Source organism: Litorivivens sp., from assembly GCF_057445395.1.
In genome coordinates, this window is record NZ_JBVBUV010000008.1 from 60,251 (window position 1) to 77,940 (window position 17,690).

Consider the following 17,690-nt stretch of genomic DNA (forward strand, 5'->3'; position numbering starts at 1 on the left):
GTTACCGGAGCGCCTTGAAGCTTGGCATTACTCGATTGATCTGCTCGACACTGATCGGGGCCTTCAGAATCCCAACGAAATGTCCGGCCGGATTAATCAGCGCCACATTGCCACTGTGATCCACCAGATAATTATCGCCACCACCGGGCACTTTGTTAAACGGTGCGCCAAGCCCGGTGGCGAAGCGGTGCACGTCCAGAAACTCGCCACTGACACCACGGAACTCTGGATGAAAATAGGCAAGGTACTGATTCAGCTGGGTCGTCGTGTCACGCGCGGGATCAACGCTAGCCAACACAATGCGGGTCTGGCCCTGCTGCTCAACCGGGAGTTGGTCATAGTACTGTTTGAGCAGAGCAAGCGTGGTAGGGCAGATATCCGGGCAAAACGTGTAGCCAAAAAACACGATATCCCACTGACCTTTAAACCAGTCGGCCGTCACGGGCTCGCCGAGATCGTTGGTGAGAGTGAACTCCGGCAGTTTGCGGGCCTTCTCGAATAACAGCGCGCCGTTGGCCTGCAATTCTTCCGGGCTGAGCACGCGCTCGCGGGTAAAAGCCCAGAAAAAACCAGCGACGAAGGTCGCCGCGACAACCACAACAATAGCAACCGTCAGGTGTATGCCTCGCTTGCGCTGATGACTAACCTTTTGGAAGGGTTCAGGATACGCCACGCTGGCCTCCCAGTTCATAAATGGTTACCGCTGGCAGCATATAGTGATCAACCAACATGATGACAAACAACGCCAGCAAATAAATTAGCGAGTATTTGAAGGTTTCCATGGGCGCTTTAGGGTTTTTGCCCCGCATCAGCACAGCGGCCCAGTAGATGAAACCCACACCAAGCACCACAGCACCAAGCAGATACAGTGAGCCACTCAAACCTGTCGCGAAAGGCATCAACGACACAGCGAACAGAATCAGGGTATAGAGCATAATTTGCAGCGCGGTGTATTTTACGCCGTGCGTGACCGGCAACATGGGAATATCCACTTTCGCGTACTCTTCCTTGCGGGCGATTGCCAGCGCCCAGAAGTGCGGTGGTGTCCAGGCAAAGATAATCAACACCAGCAGCAGCGCATGACCGTGGACCTCGTTGGTCACTGCGGTCCAGCCCAGTAGCGGCGGAGCTGCACCGGCCAAGCCCCCGATCACAATATTTTGCGGGGTGGCGCGTTTCAGCCACAGGGTATAGACCACCGCGTAACCCAGCAGTGACGCCAGTGTTAGCCAAGCGGTCAACTGATTGATCTTGATAATCAACATGGCCATACCCACCACGCCCAGCACCAGAGCGAAAACCACCGCATGGGCGGTATCAATGCGGCCCTGCGCCACAGGTCGGTTATGGGTGCGCGCCATTACCAGATCAACGCGTCTATCTACCAGGTGATTCACTGCTGCCGCCGAGGCCGCACACAGACCAATACCGAGGTTGCCAAACACCAGCACCTCCCACGGCACCATCCCCGGCACCGCCATAAACATGCCGATCATCGCGGTTACCAGCATCAGGTAAACCACATTGGGCTTACACATTTCGTAGTAATCGCGCCAGGTTGCCCGGCCCTTGGTTGCGGTATCACTCACGATTGTTGCTCCATCGGTTCGGCCGTTCGCAAACCGTAGTTGAGGGTGACCAGAGTCAGTAGAAGCAGGGCGCCGCCCAGATTATGTGACACAGTCACCCAGAGGGGGAATTTTAGCAGGATATTGCCCAAACCAAGGCTGATTTGCAGCGCCAAAACTGCCAGCACGACGGCCGACATTCGACGCAGTGGCGCCGGCCCAGCGCGACGCAAGCGCCAAGCCAGAACCAGTAACACCAGGGTCGTGATAATGGCGCCAATGCGATGCGAAAGGTGAATGGAAACCCGCGCCGCGTTATCCATGGTGCCGCCGAGGTAATTGGGACCAATGTGCTGAAACAGGTTAAAGCCTGCAGCAAAGTTGGTTTCCGGCCACCAAGCGTTCTGACACGTAGGTAAATCCGGGCAGGCAACGGCCGCGTAATTTGAGGTTGTCCAGCCGCCCAAAGCAATCTGAGCAACCACCACCAACAGAGCGGCAAAGGCAAAAGAGCGCAAACCCCGAACCGCCGCCATGCTATGCGCCCGAATTTGCCAACGTTGATTGCGCAGGCGCAGCGCCAGTAGCCACAACAGGGCAAATACCGTAAACCCGCCCAACAGGTGAGCGGTCACCACCTGTGGCCACAATTTCAGCGTGACGGTCCACATGCCAAACAGGCCCTGCAGAATGATAAAGCCTGCGATAAAGGCCGGCAGCTTCACCGGCTGACCATCGCTGTTGCCCTGCTTTAAAGCCAGCCAGCCGAGCCAGCCAAAATAAAGCGCCACCAGTTTCCACAGATAGGGATCGAGGCCATCGCCGAAAATAATGCGCGCCACGGTGCCCGAAAACAGTATCGCCAGTAGCGCCACAATGCCCTTCCAGGGGTGCGCCGCAGGTCGATTTTTCAGCGACACCCCGAGAATGATCAAACCCAGCAGTCCCAGGCTTGAAGCAAACAGGCGATGAACCTGTTCCGGCCAGGTCTTGTCAGTTTCCACCGGGGTATCGACAAAGTCGGGGTGCGCATTTGCCGCACTGATTTCTTCGTGACTGTCAGGCCACAGCACATGGCCATAGCAGGTTGGCCAATCCGGGCAGCCCAGTCCGGCGTCTACCAGCCGGGTAAACGCGCCCAAGCCAACAACAACAACCGCCAGCGCGCAAGCCAGCAAGGTCAGGCGATATCCAGGTTTTGTCTGACTCATGTCCGTCTCCCCAGCAAACATTCGCTTAGCGCAGCAGGCGCTTCATATCTTTGATCACCAACTTACCCATACTGGTCAGTGTTTCTTGCTCCAGATCCGGCAGCTGGTAAAACATCATCACCCAACCCTTCGGGTCAACCACATAAAAGCCACGAGCCTCATCGCCAAGCGGCAGGTTTGAGGCGCGAAACGCGGCGCCATCGATAAAGGCCGAAGTCAATTTCTCATGCTCGTCGATCAACAACTGATCGAGTTGGGCGCCAAATTCCTTGTCGGTATTGAGATACATACGACCCACCCGACCCATCTTCTTACCCAGCGCGGTATGAGTCTGGCGCGTGAGATACAACATGGCTTCGCAGTTGGCTTCACAGTAGCCGTCGCCAATCACAACAAACTGCCACAGGGAATCTATTTCGTTGAATGCGACCGGCTCGCCGTTCCGATGTGTCGGCGCCAGCTTGTCGATTTGCAAAGGCGGCTGTATCAGGGTGCCATTGTTCACAGTGCCCAGCGACACTACATCGCGATTGGCCAACATATACAGCAGGCTTGAGAAGGCAATAACCAGCAGGGGAATCCCCACGATAAGTGAAAACACCAACTTGGATGAACTGTTGTTGCCAGAGTTACTCACGTACGCTCTCCTGATGTGCTTAGCTGGCGCCACAGGTGCCAGCCAAATAACGCAATAATGATCGCAGCCATGCCAAACCACTGCACCGCATAACCGGTATGTTTTTCGGGCGGCATATTAACCGCGCTGTAGGTGGGCGTATACATGCCCGGCTGTCCTCGTTCCAATCGCAGCAACAAGTTCGGGAGGGGCTTACCGAGATGTTGCTCCGCGCGCGCTATCGGCAACCACTGCAAACGCTTGGGCCAACCCTCACCGGTTTCCTCCTCGCCGAGGGAAAACCCACTCGCGCCACCCCGATCCAGGAAACCGGTCAATGTGATCAACCCATCGGGTGTTTGAACTTCGGGTAACAGGCGACGCCCTCGATCGCCCGCCAGCCAGCCACGATGCACCAGCACCGTATCACCATTTTCCAGCTCAAACGGGCTCACCACTTCAAACCCGTATTGCCCATTGTGTATCCGGTTTTCCAACAGCCAATAGCGCACTGGATCAAACCGTCCGCGGATGGTTACCGCCCGGAATTCCGGCAAGTCTGCTCTCACGTTGTTGAGCACTAGCGGCGGCAACATTTGCTGAGCCTGCTGCTGTTGCAGCACCTGCTGTTTGTCCTGAGCGCGCTGCAGTTGCCAGAAGCCAAGCGTCAACAGTACCGGCACAATAAACGCTACTAACAATGCCAATGGCCAGTTCTTGCGCAGCGCTGTCAGCTTCATGGGTTCACTCCCAGCGATTGTGTATACTGCCCGCATTCAACCGGGGGTATTATCGCTATGGGACTCAAAATTGCCATTGTCATCCTGTTTGTTGGCGTGGTTATCAGCCTGTTTACGGGTCTGACCTTTCTCGTCAAAGATCAGGGTGACAGTAAAAAACGCCAGTGGTATGCCCTGGGAGTACGGGTTGTGCTGGCAGGCAGCCTGTTAGCGCTTATCGCCTACGGCATCCAGACCGGTCAGCTGCAATTTGGTGCTCCGTGGGACCGTCATAAGCTTGAGCCGATTGAAAACTCTGAGCCTGACGTCGGTCGTTAGGCGCTTGCCACACGATCATCTGCCGCCATTGCCTCCCAAGTTAGCATTGCCGATTCAAGGGTAACTGCGTTCTCATTTGCTAACGCTCAACTGCAGGCGTAAGCACTAACGTTCGACCAACAAAACAAAGGCCCAAGCACTTCCGTGCCCGGGCCTTAAGATACTACCTTCGGATCACATCTTTAGAAGATGTAGACCACCAGCATCAGGAAGATCCAAACCACATCAACAAAGTGCCAGTACCAGCTGGACGCGGCAAAACCAAAGTGGTCATCTTTAGTGAAGTGCCCACCAATGACGCTGCGCAGCAACTGAATCAGCAGCATGATCATACCCATGGCTACGTGGAAGCCGTGGAAGCCCGTCAGCATAAAGAAGGTGGTGCCGTAAACACCGGTTTCCAGTGTCAGGCCGTAGTGAGCATAGGCTTCGTAGTATTCCAGCAACTGCAAGCCGACGAACACCACACCCAGCAGAACCGTAACGGTCAGCCACTGATGGAATTTCTTGCGGTTGTCGTGCAGCAGGGCGTGGTGAGCCCAGTGAACGGTCACAGAAGAAGTCAGCAGGATCACAGTGTTGTAGAAGGGCAGCCACTTGAAGATTTCACCGAATCCAGGGAACGCCATGCTGCGCTCGGGACCGGAGAACTCACCGTTGTTAGCCATTACCTGATTGGCAACACCACCGATCGCGTCTTGCGGTGTCTGCATCAGCGGCCAAGAATAGGTGAAATCGCCCCACAGCAGGTAGTTAGACCGTCCGGCTTCACCCTCACCACCCAACCAGGGAGCGGCAAACCAGCGAATGTAGAACAATGCCAGGAAGAAGGCGAAGAAAAACATCACCTCGGAAAAAATAAACCACTGCATGCCAATAGCGTAAGAACGCTTCAGCTGGGCACTGTTTTTGCCCGCAATGTTTTCTTTGATCGCGGTGCTGAACCACACGAAGAGGGTAGCCGCAAAGAAGGCCAGACCTACCCAGAAAATAAACCAGGAATTGGTGGACTCATTCGGATCGCCAAAAGTGCCGTCGTTGATGCCGCTGGCAGCACCGAAGATAGTCAGCACCAGGCCTATAGTCGCACACACAGCGAGTTTGCTGCTCTCGGGCACGTAGTACACTTCGTGCGCCGTGTTGCCTTGACTTGCCATTTTGTTTCTCCGTTCTCTTTTGAGAAAACTCGTTTTTAACGCGCCGCGACAGGGTCGTTCTGTGGCTGCGCCGTTTCTGTTACATCAAAAATCGTATAGGACAGGGTGATGGTCTTAATGTCCTTGGGCAAATCCGGATCCACTATAAACTGCAGCCCCAGATCCGCTTCGCCCCCCGCCACCAGTGGCTGGCGGTTAAAGCAGAAGCATTCCGTTTTGTGAAAGTACTCGGCGGCGCGTGACGGCACCACACTGGGAATCGCCTGAGCGACCATATCCCGACTCTGGGTGTTACGCGCAAAGTAGGTGATATTGGTAGCTTCACCCGGATGCACTTCCACCACATTGGTGTTGGGCTTGAACTCCCACGGCATGTGCTCGTTGAAGTTCGCCACAAACTGCACTTTCACTGTGCGACTGGTGTCGATGGTATTTTCAACCACCTCATACCGGCCGCCGGTCTTGCCATTGATCCCCAGTGCTTCGCACAAAACGTTGTACAGGGGAACCATCACCACAAAGACAAAGGCGAACATCGCCACACACACCGCCAACAGTTTGGCGGTGGTGTATAGAATACCTTTGTCAGTGCTTTCAGCCATGAGCCTCGCTCTCTTTCACTTCCGGCGGAGTGGTGAAAGTGTGGTAAGGCGCCGGCGTCGGTACAGTCCATTCCAGACCGTGGGCACCATCCCAAACCTGAGGATCGTCGATCTTCTTGCCGTGAGTGATAGTGCGCACCACGTTAAACAGGAAGAGCAACTGGCTGGAGCCGTAGATAAAGGCACCAATTGACGACATCATGTTGAAGTCGGCAAACATCAGGTTGTAGTCGGGGATACGACGCGGCATACCCGCCAGACCCACGAAATGCTGCGGGAAGAAGGTCAGGTTGAAGCCAACGAAAGATACCCAGAAATGGGTTTTACCCATGGTCTCGTTGTACATCTTGCCAGTCCATTTCGGCAGCCAGTAGTACACCGCCGCAGACATGGAGAAGATCGCACCCGCAACCATCGTGTAATGGAAGTGAGCTACAACGAAGTAGGTGTCGTGGTACTGGAAATCAGCCGGGGCGATTGCCAGCATCAGGCCAGAGAAACCACCCACGGTAAACAGGAACACGAACGCGATCGAAAACAGCATCGGCGTTTCAAAGGTCAATGAGCCTTTGAACATCGTGGTGATCCAGTTGAACACTTTCGCCGCTGTCGGCACCGCAATCAGCATCGTGGCGTACATAAAGAACAGCTCACCAGCAATCGGCATACCGACGGTGTACATGTGGTGAGCCCACACGATGAACGACAGGAAGGCGATAGACGCTGTTGCGTAAACCATTGAGTCGTAACCGAACAAAGGCTTGCGCGAGAAGGTTGGGATGATCTGCGAAACCACACCAAAACCTGGCAGGATGATGATGTAAACCTCGGGGTGACCGAAGAACCAGAACACGTGCTGGAACAGAACCGGGTCACCGCCACCAGCGGCAGAGAAGAAGCTGGTGCCGAAGTGAATATCCATCAGCATCATGGTTACCGCACCGGCCAGTACCGGCATTACCGCAACCAGCAGGAAGGCGGTGATGAACCAGGTCCACACGAACAGGGGCATTTTCATGTAAGTCATGCCCGGCGCACGCATGTTGACGATGGTGGCGATAATGTTGATGGAGCCCATGATGGACGACAGACCCATGATATGAACGCCAAAGATGAAATAGGTCACCGAGGGCGGAGCATAGGTTGTCGACAGAGGCGCATAGAACGTCCAACCAAAGTTGGGGCCGCCGCCTTCCATGAACAGGGTTGCCGTGAGCAGCAAAAATGCTGGTGGCAGAATCCAGAAGGACCAGTTGTTCATCCGCGGCAGGGCCATATCTGGCGCCCCGATCATCAACGGAATCATCCAGTTTGCCAGGCCAACGAAGGCCGGCATGATGGCGCCAAACACCATCACCAGACCGTGCATGGTGGTCATCTGGTTAAAAAATTCAGGCTCTACAATTTGCAGGCCCGGCTGGAACAGCTCGGCGCGAATGATCATGGCGAAAGAGCCGCCAAGAATGAACATCGCAAAGCTGAACCACAGGTACATCGTTCCGATGTCCTTGTGGTTGGTGGTAAAGAACCACCGACTCAAACCTTTAGCAGGTCCGTGAGCACCCATGGTGAATCCTCCTACTGACCTTTCTTGAAGTTGTAAATATCAATCGGCTGGACCTTGTCACCCATATTGTTGCCAAAGGCATTACGGGTATAGGTCACAACTGCCGCCAATTCGACATCGTTCAGCTGGCCGCCAAAGGCCTGCATCGCAGAGCCGGGCACGCCGTTCGCGATGACATCAATATGCTGAGCGACTTCGCCGGTCGCAATCGGACTGTCGGCAATGGCTTTACCCACGCCGCCTTCGCCGTTTGCACCGTGACAGGCCACACAGGAGCGGGTGTAAACAGACTTACCGCGCTGCATCAGCTCATCCATGGAAAAGGTCTGAGACATCAACTGCTTGATTTCAGCCGCTTCAGCCTGCTTGCCTGACAACCACTGGTCGTACTCGGGCTGTTCCACCACATTGACAACAATCGGCATAAAGCCGTGGTCGCGACCACAAAGCTCAGCACACTGACCGCGGTATACGCCGGTTTCTTCGGCACGAGTCCAGGCTTCGTTGATAAAGCCGGGAATCGCATCGCGTTTCACCGCCAGTGCAGGAACCCACCAGGCATGCAGTACGTCGTTGGCGGTGATCAGGAAGCGGACCTTTTTGCCCACCGGAATCACCATCGGCTCATCCACTTCCAGCAAGTAGTTCGAACCCTTACTTGCCTCGTTGTAGATTTCGCTCTTGTCCGTCGTCAAATTGGAGAAGAAGGCGATATTGTCACTCTCGGGGAGAATGTACTCGTACTTCCATTTCCACTGATAGCCCGTTACCAGGATATCGATGTCGGCGTCGTCCGTGTCGTAGATTTCAATCAGCGTGGTCGTTGCCGGCCAAGCCATGAAAATCAGGATAAAGAAGGGGACAACTGTCCAGGCAATTTCCACGGTAGTGTTTTCGTGGAAGCTGGAGGCTTTGGCGCCCTGAGATTTGCGGAAAGCAAATACTGAGTAGAAAAGGAATCCGAAAACCACAATACCTACAACAACGCATATCCAAAATACGAGCATATGCAGGTCATAGATCTTCTGGCCAACTTCGGTAACGCTGGTCGTCATGTTGGTTTCCCAGCGCTGGCCGTTAGAGGCCCAGGCACCAGAGCTGAACAGAGTCAGCGCCAACAGCACAGGACTAAGCGCCAGCTGAGACAGCCGTTTCGCTTGTAAATACATTCTCCCGTGTCTCCATGTACATTAAGGGTTGAATTTTCCCCAGTTGCAAACCTGAGGCGACGCGCAAAACCATGGCAAATAGCGGCCCGAGAGCCTGTATCAACCTCTTGAGGATTGTCTGTAAAGAAAGTACAAAATGCCCTGCAAGCCGCCAGTTGCCGGCTACAGTGTGAGTGTCTTCCCCTGCCATGGATGTGTCAGCACGCCGCCCAAAGCCCACGTTGGGTGCGGCAAAACGACGCAATTATAAACCGTTCTCTGCGCGCAGCGCCACTAGAGGCGCACTAAAATGCACCTTTCACGGACCCGCAGGTGCTCTAACACTAGTGAATGAGGTTCTCTTGAATAGCCACCACAAAATATGGCGGATCGCCGCACCCATGATGCTGGCGAATATCTCCGTGCCATTGCTCGGACTAGTTGATGCGGCAATCCTCGGGCACCTGGAAAGCCCACGCTACCTGGCAGCCGTCGCCGTGGGCACCAGCATTCTGAGCATCCTGTACTGGGGCTTTGGCTTCTTGCGGATGGGTACCACCGGCGCCTCAGCCCAGGCCTGGGGGGCCTCCGACGCCACCGCCCAGAGTCGGGTTTTTATCCAATCTGCCACCCTGGCACTGCTGCTGTCCGCACTGATCATGTTGCTGGCCCCGCCACTGATACCCTTTGCCGTGGCCTGGCTGAACGCGCCACCTGAAGCAGCCCCGCTGAGTGTCGGTTATCTCAACATTCGTCTGTACAGCGCCCCCGCAGTACTCCTAACCTACGTCGCCATCGGCTGGTTGCTCGGCCAACAGCGCGCCCGCTGGGCGTTGACTATTACCGTGCTGACTAACCTGCTCAATATCATTCTGGATTACTGGTTTATTCTGGGGCTCGGCTTAAATACTCAGGGTGCCGCGCTGGCAAGCGTTATCAGTGAATACGGCGGGGCCCTAGTGGCCCTGCTGGCAATTGCACCCAGTCTGCGCCGCCATTGCGCGCGCACCCTGCTAACACTGGCGGCGCGGCTTAGTGATTACCCGCAACTGCTGCAAAGCAGCGGGGCACTGTTTGTTCGGACAACGGCTTTACTGCTGGCGCTGGCCTTTTTTACTGCTCACAGCGCCGAGTTCGGCACCACGGTTCTGGCCGCCAACACGCTGCTGATAAACCTAATGTTCTTTACCGCTCATGCCCTGGACGGCTTTGCCCATGCCGCCGAGGCCCTCACCGGCGAAGCGGTCGGCAAACGCGATTTTCCCGACTTCCTTCGCACCTGCCGGCGCTGCGCCGAATGGTCAGTGGCGACAGCAGCCCTGCTGTCGCTGGTATTGTGGCTGGGCAAACCTCTGATTCTGGCGGTACTCACGGATATTAGCGAAGTCTCGGCCATCGCCGCTAGCTACTACCCATGGCTGATCGCGCTACCGCTATTATCGGCCGCCAGCTACCTGTTCGATGGCATTTTTATCGGCGCGCTGCAAACCCGCTGGATGCAACACACCATGCTGTTCAGCATCGTCGGCGTGTATCTTCCCACCTGGTACCTCACCCAAAGCTGGGGAAACCACGGCCTCTGGTTTGCGTTCTGCGCACTGAATCTGGCACGCGGACTGACCCTAGCGGCGGCATTCCTGATGCTCTGCCACCACCGCCGCTGGTGGTTGTAACTCCCCTTTTGCGGCTAGGTGATCTATCCTGACCCAATATCGCGGAGAATCGCACCAATATGCCGCATAGATTAATGATGGTGGGCCGGCACTCAACACCAATACGAAGCCTGCCTGCGCGCTGCATTTGAGGAAGCCCCATAGCAGACCCGGTAGAACCTCTCTGGGAGGCAGAACAACAATCGCTAGCCTGGCGCGAACTGCAGCGCGGGGCCCATTATCGTCTGCGTTTTTGTCCATCACTCGAAGTGGGCTACCGGGAGGCGTTGCAACATTCAGCTCGCGCGTTAAGGCTGCTTTTCGGCCTGATGATGATGTTACTTTACCTGACCGCACCGCTCGCAGACGCCTGGTTCATACATCCTCCTGAGGCCATAGTCGATGTAGCACGCCCTTTACAGTTCGGGTTGGTTGCTCCGCTATTGATCGCCACCCTCCTGTGTTCGATACACACCAATTTGCACGCTTATTCAACGGCCATAACTGCCATTACCCTGGTTGCAATCGGCTATTGCTCCATGCAAATGCGATTGACCGGTAACGATGCCGACTTTGAGATTGCCACCGATTGGATCAACGTGACGACCCTCGGTGCATTCTTTTTTACCAGCATGCGGGTACCCGTAGCGCTCGGGGTAGGGCTGTGTCTGCTAACAATGAACATCCATACCGAGATTGCGATTGCCGGCGCGGGCGGGCTGGGCCTAATCAATATGACCTATGAACTGGAAAGCATGGCCGTCATTTTTGCATTGGGTCTCGCGGGTTGCTATATCATCGAAGTAAATAGCCGTCTGACCTGGCTGGAAGCATACGAGCTCGAGCAGCGCCTGGATTACGACGCACTAACCGGCGCACTTAACCGCAACCGTTTTCGAAATTTGTTTCGTCAGCGCTACCAACTTGCCGCGCGGGAGCATCAACCGATCTGTGTCGCCCTGGTCGACATAGACCATTTCAAAGCCTACAACGACCGCTACGGACACAACCAGGGCGATGCCTGCCTTATCGCAATTGGTCGCACGCTAAACTTATTTGCCGAGGCAAACGATGCGTTGTGTGCAAGACTCGGCGGCGAAGAGTTTGCACTGGTATTTTTTGCCGACGACCCTCAAGCCGCCAAAGACGCGCTAGAGCAGTTACGCGCTCAGGTTCAGGCGCTAAACCTGGAGCACGAAGCCCAACCGCAAACGCCAGGCCCTGTCACCGTCAGTATTGGCGGCCTTTACGTACTGCCCGATGGCAATCTGAACCGCTTTGACGCTATTCGCCGTGCGGACGAGGCTCTGTATCAAGCAAAAGCACAAGGCCGCAACTGTGTTGTGACACGGGTGATCAATGCCTGACGCGACGCAGCCTGAGTTTAACCGTATTCGACAGCTGGCAAGTCGGCATCAGTACGAGCTGATACGTCTTCGCTTTAATAGCGGTCATGAACGGCGTTTTACACGGGAGAACAACTTAACGCGCCAAGCCAGTCGCGCCTGGCTACTTGTGGCTGGCGTAATGCTGATCAGCAGCATTCTCTGCATCGACTATCTGCTGAGTGTGATTCCAGCGGACTACATGGCTATGCGCGTGGGCGTAGCCGCGAAAGTAATGATTCCGGCGTTAATGGTGGCACTGTTTCTGACAGCACGTTTTCCGCGAACCTCTGAATACGCCATTGTCATAGCAGTAACGATCACCGCAGGCGGCATGATCTATGAACGGCACCTGGCAACACAGTGGGGCATACACATCCCACCCTCTTTTGCGTTGCTACCGCTGTTTGTGGCTACGCTGTTATGTCGCGTACGCTGGCTGCTGATGCTGCCAGTGCAAATTCTCGTATTTGGCGGCAGCGTCTATCTGGAACTGCAAGCCTCGCAGCCAAAAGACGCGATGCTGGCCGACATTTATGCAATGGCACTGCTGATGATGCCCGCGATCTTTGGCAGCTGGGTAATCGAATTTTACAACCGATTAACATGGCTACGGCGTGATTGGCTGGCAGAAATCACGGCATTTGACGCTTTAACGGGGCTGCTCAACAAACACGCCTTTCACAAGGAGCTTCGGCAGCGGCTGCGCTATGCCCGGCGTACTAAGCGGCCACTCACGCTTGTCGTTATCGATGTGGATCACTTCAAGGCCTACAACGACAACTATGGGCACCCTAAAGGCGATCGCTGCCTGGCAGACTTAGCCCAAGCAATGCGTGGCTCAGCAAGGCGCGGCGGTGATCTGGTTGCTCGTATCGGCGGGGAAGAGTTTGCTGTCGTCTGGTTTGGGGTGGACAAAGAAACGTCCTACAGGCTGCTCGAGAAATTAATAAGCAAAATTCGCGAGCTGAACATCAAGCATGAATACACAGAAACCGAGACGCGCTGCGTCACTATCAGTGCGGGCGCGCGCTGGTTAATACCCGATGAAAACACCAGCGTAGAGGGTCTGATTCATGAGGCTGACATGCTGATGTATCAGAGTAAAAACGCCGGCCGAAATCAGGCAATACTGGAATAACACGCTGCAATTCTGACAAGGAACGCCGCAGGCCCGGCATCCCGGGCCCGAGCATCACGTTAGAAGCTCCTTCGCACCATTACACCAAACCGACGCGGGTCACCGTAGGTCTGGTTAAAAGTGCTTACCGAATCAGCGACTGAAGCGGTACCTACGACATAGCGCTCATCGGTTACATTCTTAACAAACGCGGCCACCGTAGTATCGCCTTCGTTATTCTGCCATGAGAGCCTGGCATCGATCAGCGTATAGGCGTCCGAGCCACCAATACCTTCGCGTTCGTAGAGGTTGTATGAGCCTTCATCCAGCCCGAAAAAGATCTCGCTCTTGTAACTGACGTCAATGCGCGGAATGATCATGCCAAAGTCTGTGGGAATCATCAGCTGGGCACCGACAGAGGCTGTCGTTTCAGGTGATGCAGGGAAGGTTTCATCAGTACGATCTTCCGGAATGAAATTACCCGCCACCGCATTGAGCAGATCATTATCCTTGAACTGCTGAAATTCATAGTTGTTGTCACTGAACGATGCATTGAACATGACTATGGGAGAAGGCATCCAGGTAAATTCCATTTCCGCACCGGTAATAGTCGATTCACCAGCATTGCGGAAAATAACCGCGATATTGCCGCCAGAATCGGTCGACACCTGGATCAACTGCATGTTCTCGAAATCCATGTGATACATCGCCACATTGAATCGAACGGTGCGGTCAAAGGCATCGATTTTAAAACCAACTTCGCGGTTCAGCACTTCCTCTGCATCGACCTGCTGCAAGCCATCAAGCAACCGGGGCTCAAAGAAACCGGACTTAAAACCGGAGCTCACGGTGCCGTAAACCATCATCGAATCCAGCACGCTGTCGTCCAGCCACTCACCCGGCAGGTTGTAGGAGACCGAGACCATAGGCGTTACTTTGGAGAACGTTTTTTCCTTCTTATCCACAAAGGTTGGCTCTGCACTCATCGGGATATCCGGGATGCCATCGCCATTGTTGTCCAGAAACTGGTTCTGGAACACCCGGACCGGGTCGTCTGCCCAGACACAGCCGGCCAGACAGGGGAAAAACCCGCCGGCATTGGGGCCAAAGGTGATCGGCTTCCCGGTTGTGGGTGAAAAGAAAACACCTCCCGTGACCCGGGCTTCAATCGCATCCACATCCGCCTGATACAGCGACAGTTCGGAGCTTCTTTTTTCAGCAGTGTAGCGAATGCCGCCGGTAAATTGCAGATTGTCCGTTATGTCGTACGACCCCTGAAAGAACGCCGCAAAGGTGTTGTTTTCCAGATCGAACTCGGAGATCGAAAGCGGACCGCTAAGAATGCCTACAAAGGGTTGCGTTCCACCCGGATTGGGCCGCGTGGGCAGCTGGCCAGCCGCCAGCTGACCCAACGTGACTGCATCCAGCCCAGTAAAATTACTCAGCAGTGCAAATGGCTCAAAGTTGGTTTCACGCATGTAGAACAGACCGCCGGTGTAACTCAAACGACTATCAAAGGCGGTGCCATTGACCTGGTATTCTAGGCTGAAGGAGTCGCGATCACCGTCATCGGTATTTAGGGCTTCAGACCAGTTTTCCGGCCCGCCATCATTATCACTGGAGGCAATAGGCCCCTCGGTTTCCTTGCGGGCACCAAAGACAACCTTCATGGTCACATCATCGTTGTAGTCCCACTGGGCAGTGGCGCCGATCAGAATCGTGTCGAGTTTTTTCTTCAGGTTGGGGTTTGCGCCCATGTTGGTTTCAAGGTCACCCACGTTACCCTTGGTACGCGAATTCGCCTCACAGTTTTTCTTGTAGGCGGTTGGATTGCTGGGGTCGGTATCACCGGCCCACATCACATACAGGCCATCGGCAAATAACCCATTTTCACTGGCCACATCACAGTTTATAGCGGGAAAAGCTTCATCGATTTTGCCTAGGTAAGCGAGCGTATCCACGGTGAGACTGCTATCACCTTCATAACGGGTTTGAAACACCAAGGCCTTGCGATCCGTTGACGAGTAGGTTTTTCCCTGATGCTTGTCCTCCAAGAAACCGTCGTCTTTGTCGTAGGTGATCGCCGTGCGGGTGTAAAAATTATCCGTAATCGGAATGTTGATGGCCGCGCGTAGCGAACGCGATTCATAATTGCCTAACGCGCCTTCCACGTAACCTTCATAAACGTCGTTGGGCTTTTCAAGGGTCAGCACCAGTGCGCCGCCGGTCGTGTTCTTGCCAAACAGGGTGCCCTGCGGCCCACGCAGCACCTGGATACTGCGCACATCCACAGTATCAAGCAGCTGACCGTCGGTGCGTGGCAAAAATAGATCATCCAGATAGACACCCACGGTTGGGTCAACCCGGGCAAAGCCGGAACGCTCGCCAATACCGCGAATATAGATTTGGTTCGACTGGCCCTCATTGATCTGCAGGCTGGGCACACTCTTGGTGAGCTCGCTGGTATTTACGATACCCTGATCGCGCAGTGCCTCGCCGCTGATCGCGGTAACCGCGATGGGGGTTTCCTGAATATTTTCGGCCCGGCGACGGGCGGTAACAATGACCTCTTCAAGCGCCGCAGAAGGTTTGGCCTTGCTGGTGCCAGGCGAGGATTCCGCTGGTTGAGCCTGGACAGAAAGTGGTGACAGCACTACGGCACTGGTCACCAGTGCCAGGGGGAACGTCTTCTTCATACCAACCTCATTATTATTTTTACTGAGTGTCGACGAGCTACAACGGTGTAACCAGTCTGCCAGCAAAGTGATAAAAACGCAGCTAGAGGCCGCTCAGCGGCGCTTTACGCCGCTTTTACGAAAATAGCATGTTCCCATCTAGTTTGCAGATAATAGCCGCACAATCACTCCAAAGTCGCACAGATAATCCAAACGGATTAGGGCTCCGCCCGAGATCGTACCGCGCGCCATTGCAGGCTTTTCGGAGCCAGTTTTCCATTATTCGTTAACAGCGTGCTGCCGCCGATAGTAGGCCAGCGAATACTGCGCTGCGTCGATAGCAGGTCGCCAACCCCCGGCTTGCTGTAGTCACACACACCTTCCGGAAAGATGGTTTTGAGTGTAGCGATATGGTTGGAATTGAGGCGGCCAGCGTAGTCGCCATCCGATACTGCTTGCGCCACCGATTTCAACTGACACTTGAGCACATCGTCGGACATAGGCATATCCGCGGCAATGCGCGGAGTCTTTACCACCGGCAACAGGTTGGCACAGGGGCCTGTACCACTGCCGTCTGCATTCCAGGTTTCTGCCGCGTTAACAGAGAAAGACTGACCGCCACCTGGCACCCCGGCACCTGGAATCAAGTGCACATTGCCCCCCAGTGGTAAGCGCAGGGCATCTGGAAAGTCCAGCTGACCACCGGTAGTTGAAAAGCTGCAGGTATCCACAACATCGGCGGGACGCGCCGCCGCCACATCCTTGACGCGGTTACCACTAGGGGTCAACCCACTCAGGTTCTCAGTCCACGCGTCGATCTGCTCAAATACATCCGGCTGGGTCAGGGTGCCGCGCCAGATAACGCGAGTAATATCCTGATCTGCCCGCGCATTTTGCAAGGCCCGCCGGGCGCGCACATTGAACGGGCGAACCGTTTCGTGAATATTCATTTGCGGGATAAGGTCCAGATATGGAGCAATATCAATAATTGGCGTTTCGGCCAAGGAGCCGCGCCCAATCACCTGACCGATGCGATAGAGCAGGCCGACCAGCTCCGGGGCCATCGCGTGGCGTCCCTTCACTGCGCCAGGCTGATCAGCCGTAAAGTTACCATCAATATCCAGACCGCCGATGTTCGCATTGAGGTCAAGAAACTCCTCCGGCGTAATGACGCCATCGCGCAAAGCCGTCAGTCCGTACTGCACCCCCTCATTATCAAGCGGACGACGCGCAAAGCCAGTCGCAGGATCAATACCCAGCCAGTTCACATTAGCATCCTGAATGGTGCAGCGAACACCGCTGGGATTGGTGGCTGCATCATAGCGGTCAGCAGTAGGCACGTGGTCGCAACCCTCTGAGGGCTTTACCCGGTCGAAGAAGGTCGTTACCCAGCTTTCGCAGATCCGCGTTGCGAGGCCCTGTGGTGCACCAAAGGTTTGTAACGTAATACTGGTCGCCTCTGTATGCCCGGTAACCGCGGCTTGTTTACGAGGGTCTCCCCAAGTAACGGGATCTTTATCAAAATAGTTAATCAACAGGCCACAGTCGGTCACTGTCATGGCTGTACTGGCGATATCGGTAAATGTCGCGGTGGGCAGCGCGGCGGTCAGCAGGCCCGGCGCATTGTTTGCTGCATTGTATTGCTGCAATGCAGCGCCGGAGCCGTTGGTGCCGATAAACTGCACGGGAACCCCATATTGCTCGGTGATGTGCTCCTTAAGCATCATCGTGGTTTCCATACTGACAAAGGGGTTGCAGTGAACCCCACAGGCAGACAGGGTGGAGTGCACCACAATATCGCCCTCGCTGAGCCGCTCTGAGCCACCGACGAAATTAATCAGCAGGCTGTCAGCGCTGGCCGACTCCGGCGGCGCACCCAGCACAAACTGCGCTGTATTAACGCCTTGGTCATAGCCCACACCACAAGACTC

At 55.1% G+C, this 17,690-nt stretch carries 15 protein-coding genes; 4 read left to right on the forward strand and 11 right to left on the reverse strand.

Features of this window, described 5'->3' with window-relative positions:
• Position 1 precedes the first annotated feature (1 nt).
• Genes AC222A_RS04435 through AC222A_RS04455 form a run of 5 tightly spaced genes read right to left on the reverse strand, consistent with a single transcriptional unit; the run spans position 2 to position 4,135 of the window.
• Positions 2 to 673, reverse strand: coding sequence for an SCO family protein (locus AC222A_RS04435; RefSeq protein WP_372747315.1), 672 nt, complete (start codon positions 671 to 673; stop codon positions 2 to 4).
• Positions 660 to 1,589, reverse strand: coding sequence for a heme o synthase (gene cyoE, locus AC222A_RS04440; RefSeq protein ID WP_372747314.1), 930 nt, complete (start codon positions 1,587 to 1,589; stop codon positions 660 to 662). Before cyoE ends, AC222A_RS04435 begins: the two co-directional genes overlap by 14 nt.
• Complete coding sequence (locus AC222A_RS04445; protein WP_372747313.1) at positions 1,586 to 2,779, reverse strand: COX15/CtaA family protein; 1,194 nt, start codon at positions 2,777 to 2,779, stop codon at positions 1,586 to 1,588. Before AC222A_RS04445 ends, cyoE begins: the two co-directional genes overlap by 4 nt.
• Positions 2,780 to 2,804: 25 nt before the next feature.
• Positions 2,805 to 3,416, reverse strand: coding sequence for a hypothetical protein (locus AC222A_RS04450; protein ID WP_372747312.1), 612 nt, complete (start codon positions 3,414 to 3,416; stop codon positions 2,805 to 2,807).
• On the reverse strand, positions 3,413 to 4,135 hold the full coding sequence (locus AC222A_RS04455; RefSeq protein WP_372747311.1) for an SURF1 family protein: 723 nt from the start codon (positions 4,133 to 4,135) through the stop codon (positions 3,413 to 3,415). The genes AC222A_RS04450 and AC222A_RS04455 overlap by 4 nt, the downstream gene beginning before the upstream one ends.
• Before the next feature lie 57 nt (positions 4,136 to 4,192).
• Here AC222A_RS04455 and AC222A_RS04460 point away from each other — a divergent pair, with 57 nt between their 5' ends.
• Entirely contained in the window at positions 4,193 to 4,453 is a 261-nt protein-coding gene (locus AC222A_RS04460; protein WP_372747310.1) for a DUF2909 domain-containing protein, read from the forward strand.
• 182 nt (positions 4,454 to 4,635) lie between these two features.
• Here the strand turns inward: AC222A_RS04460 and AC222A_RS04465 are convergent, their stop codons facing one another.
• From AC222A_RS04465 to coxB, 4 genes are read right to left on the reverse strand one after another with little or no spacing between them, the layout of a single operon-like run.
• Complete coding sequence (locus AC222A_RS04465) at positions 4,636 to 5,610, reverse strand: cytochrome c oxidase subunit 3 (RefSeq protein WP_372747309.1); 975 nt, start codon at positions 5,608 to 5,610, stop codon at positions 4,636 to 4,638.
• A 35-nt stretch (positions 5,611 to 5,645) separates the two neighbouring features.
• Positions 5,646 to 6,212: a cytochrome c oxidase assembly protein gene (locus tag AC222A_RS04470; RefSeq protein WP_372747308.1), complete on the reverse strand. Its 567-nt coding sequence runs from the start codon at positions 6,210 to 6,212 to the stop codon at positions 5,646 to 5,648.
• Positions 6,205 to 7,779 (reverse strand): cytochrome c oxidase subunit I, encoded by a 1,575-nt coding sequence (gene ctaD / locus AC222A_RS04475; RefSeq protein WP_372747307.1) that lies wholly within the window; start codon positions 7,777 to 7,779, stop codon positions 6,205 to 6,207. Before ctaD ends, AC222A_RS04470 begins: the two co-directional genes overlap by 8 nt.
• Before the next feature lie 11 nt (positions 7,780 to 7,790).
• On the reverse strand, positions 7,791 to 8,948 hold the full coding sequence (gene coxB / locus AC222A_RS04480) for a cytochrome c oxidase subunit II (protein WP_372747306.1): 1,158 nt from the start codon (positions 8,946 to 8,948) through the stop codon (positions 7,791 to 7,793).
• Positions 8,949 to 9,274: 326 nt separating this feature from the next.
• Between coxB and AC222A_RS04485 the strand changes: the two genes are divergently transcribed.
• The 3 genes from AC222A_RS04485 (at position 9,275) to AC222A_RS04495 (ending at position 13,105) form a co-directional block, all read left to right on the forward strand.
• On the forward strand, positions 9,275 to 10,600 hold the full coding sequence (locus AC222A_RS04485) for an MATE family efflux transporter (protein WP_372809976.1): 1,326 nt from the start codon (positions 9,275 to 9,277) through the stop codon (positions 10,598 to 10,600).
• 308 nt (positions 10,601 to 10,908) lie between these two features.
• Entirely contained in the window at positions 10,909 to 11,946 is a 1,038-nt protein-coding gene (locus AC222A_RS04490) for a GGDEF domain-containing protein (RefSeq protein WP_372809975.1), read from the forward strand.
• Positions 11,939 to 13,105: a GGDEF domain-containing protein gene (locus tag AC222A_RS04495; protein WP_486774674.1), complete on the forward strand. Its 1,167-nt coding sequence runs from the start codon at positions 11,939 to 11,941 to the stop codon at positions 13,103 to 13,105. The genes AC222A_RS04490 and AC222A_RS04495 overlap by 8 nt, the downstream gene beginning before the upstream one ends.
• A 59-nt stretch (positions 13,106 to 13,164) precedes the next feature.
• Here the strand turns inward: AC222A_RS04495 and AC222A_RS04500 are convergent, their stop codons facing one another.
• Complete coding sequence (locus AC222A_RS04500) at positions 13,165 to 15,780, reverse strand: TonB-dependent receptor (protein WP_372747302.1); 2,616 nt, start codon at positions 15,778 to 15,780, stop codon at positions 13,165 to 13,167.
• 197 nt (positions 15,781 to 15,977) lie between these two features.
• Positions 15,978 to 17,690 (reverse strand): DUF6351 family protein (locus AC222A_RS04505; RefSeq protein ID WP_486774675.1); only part of this gene is annotated, 1,713 nt, incomplete at its 5' end.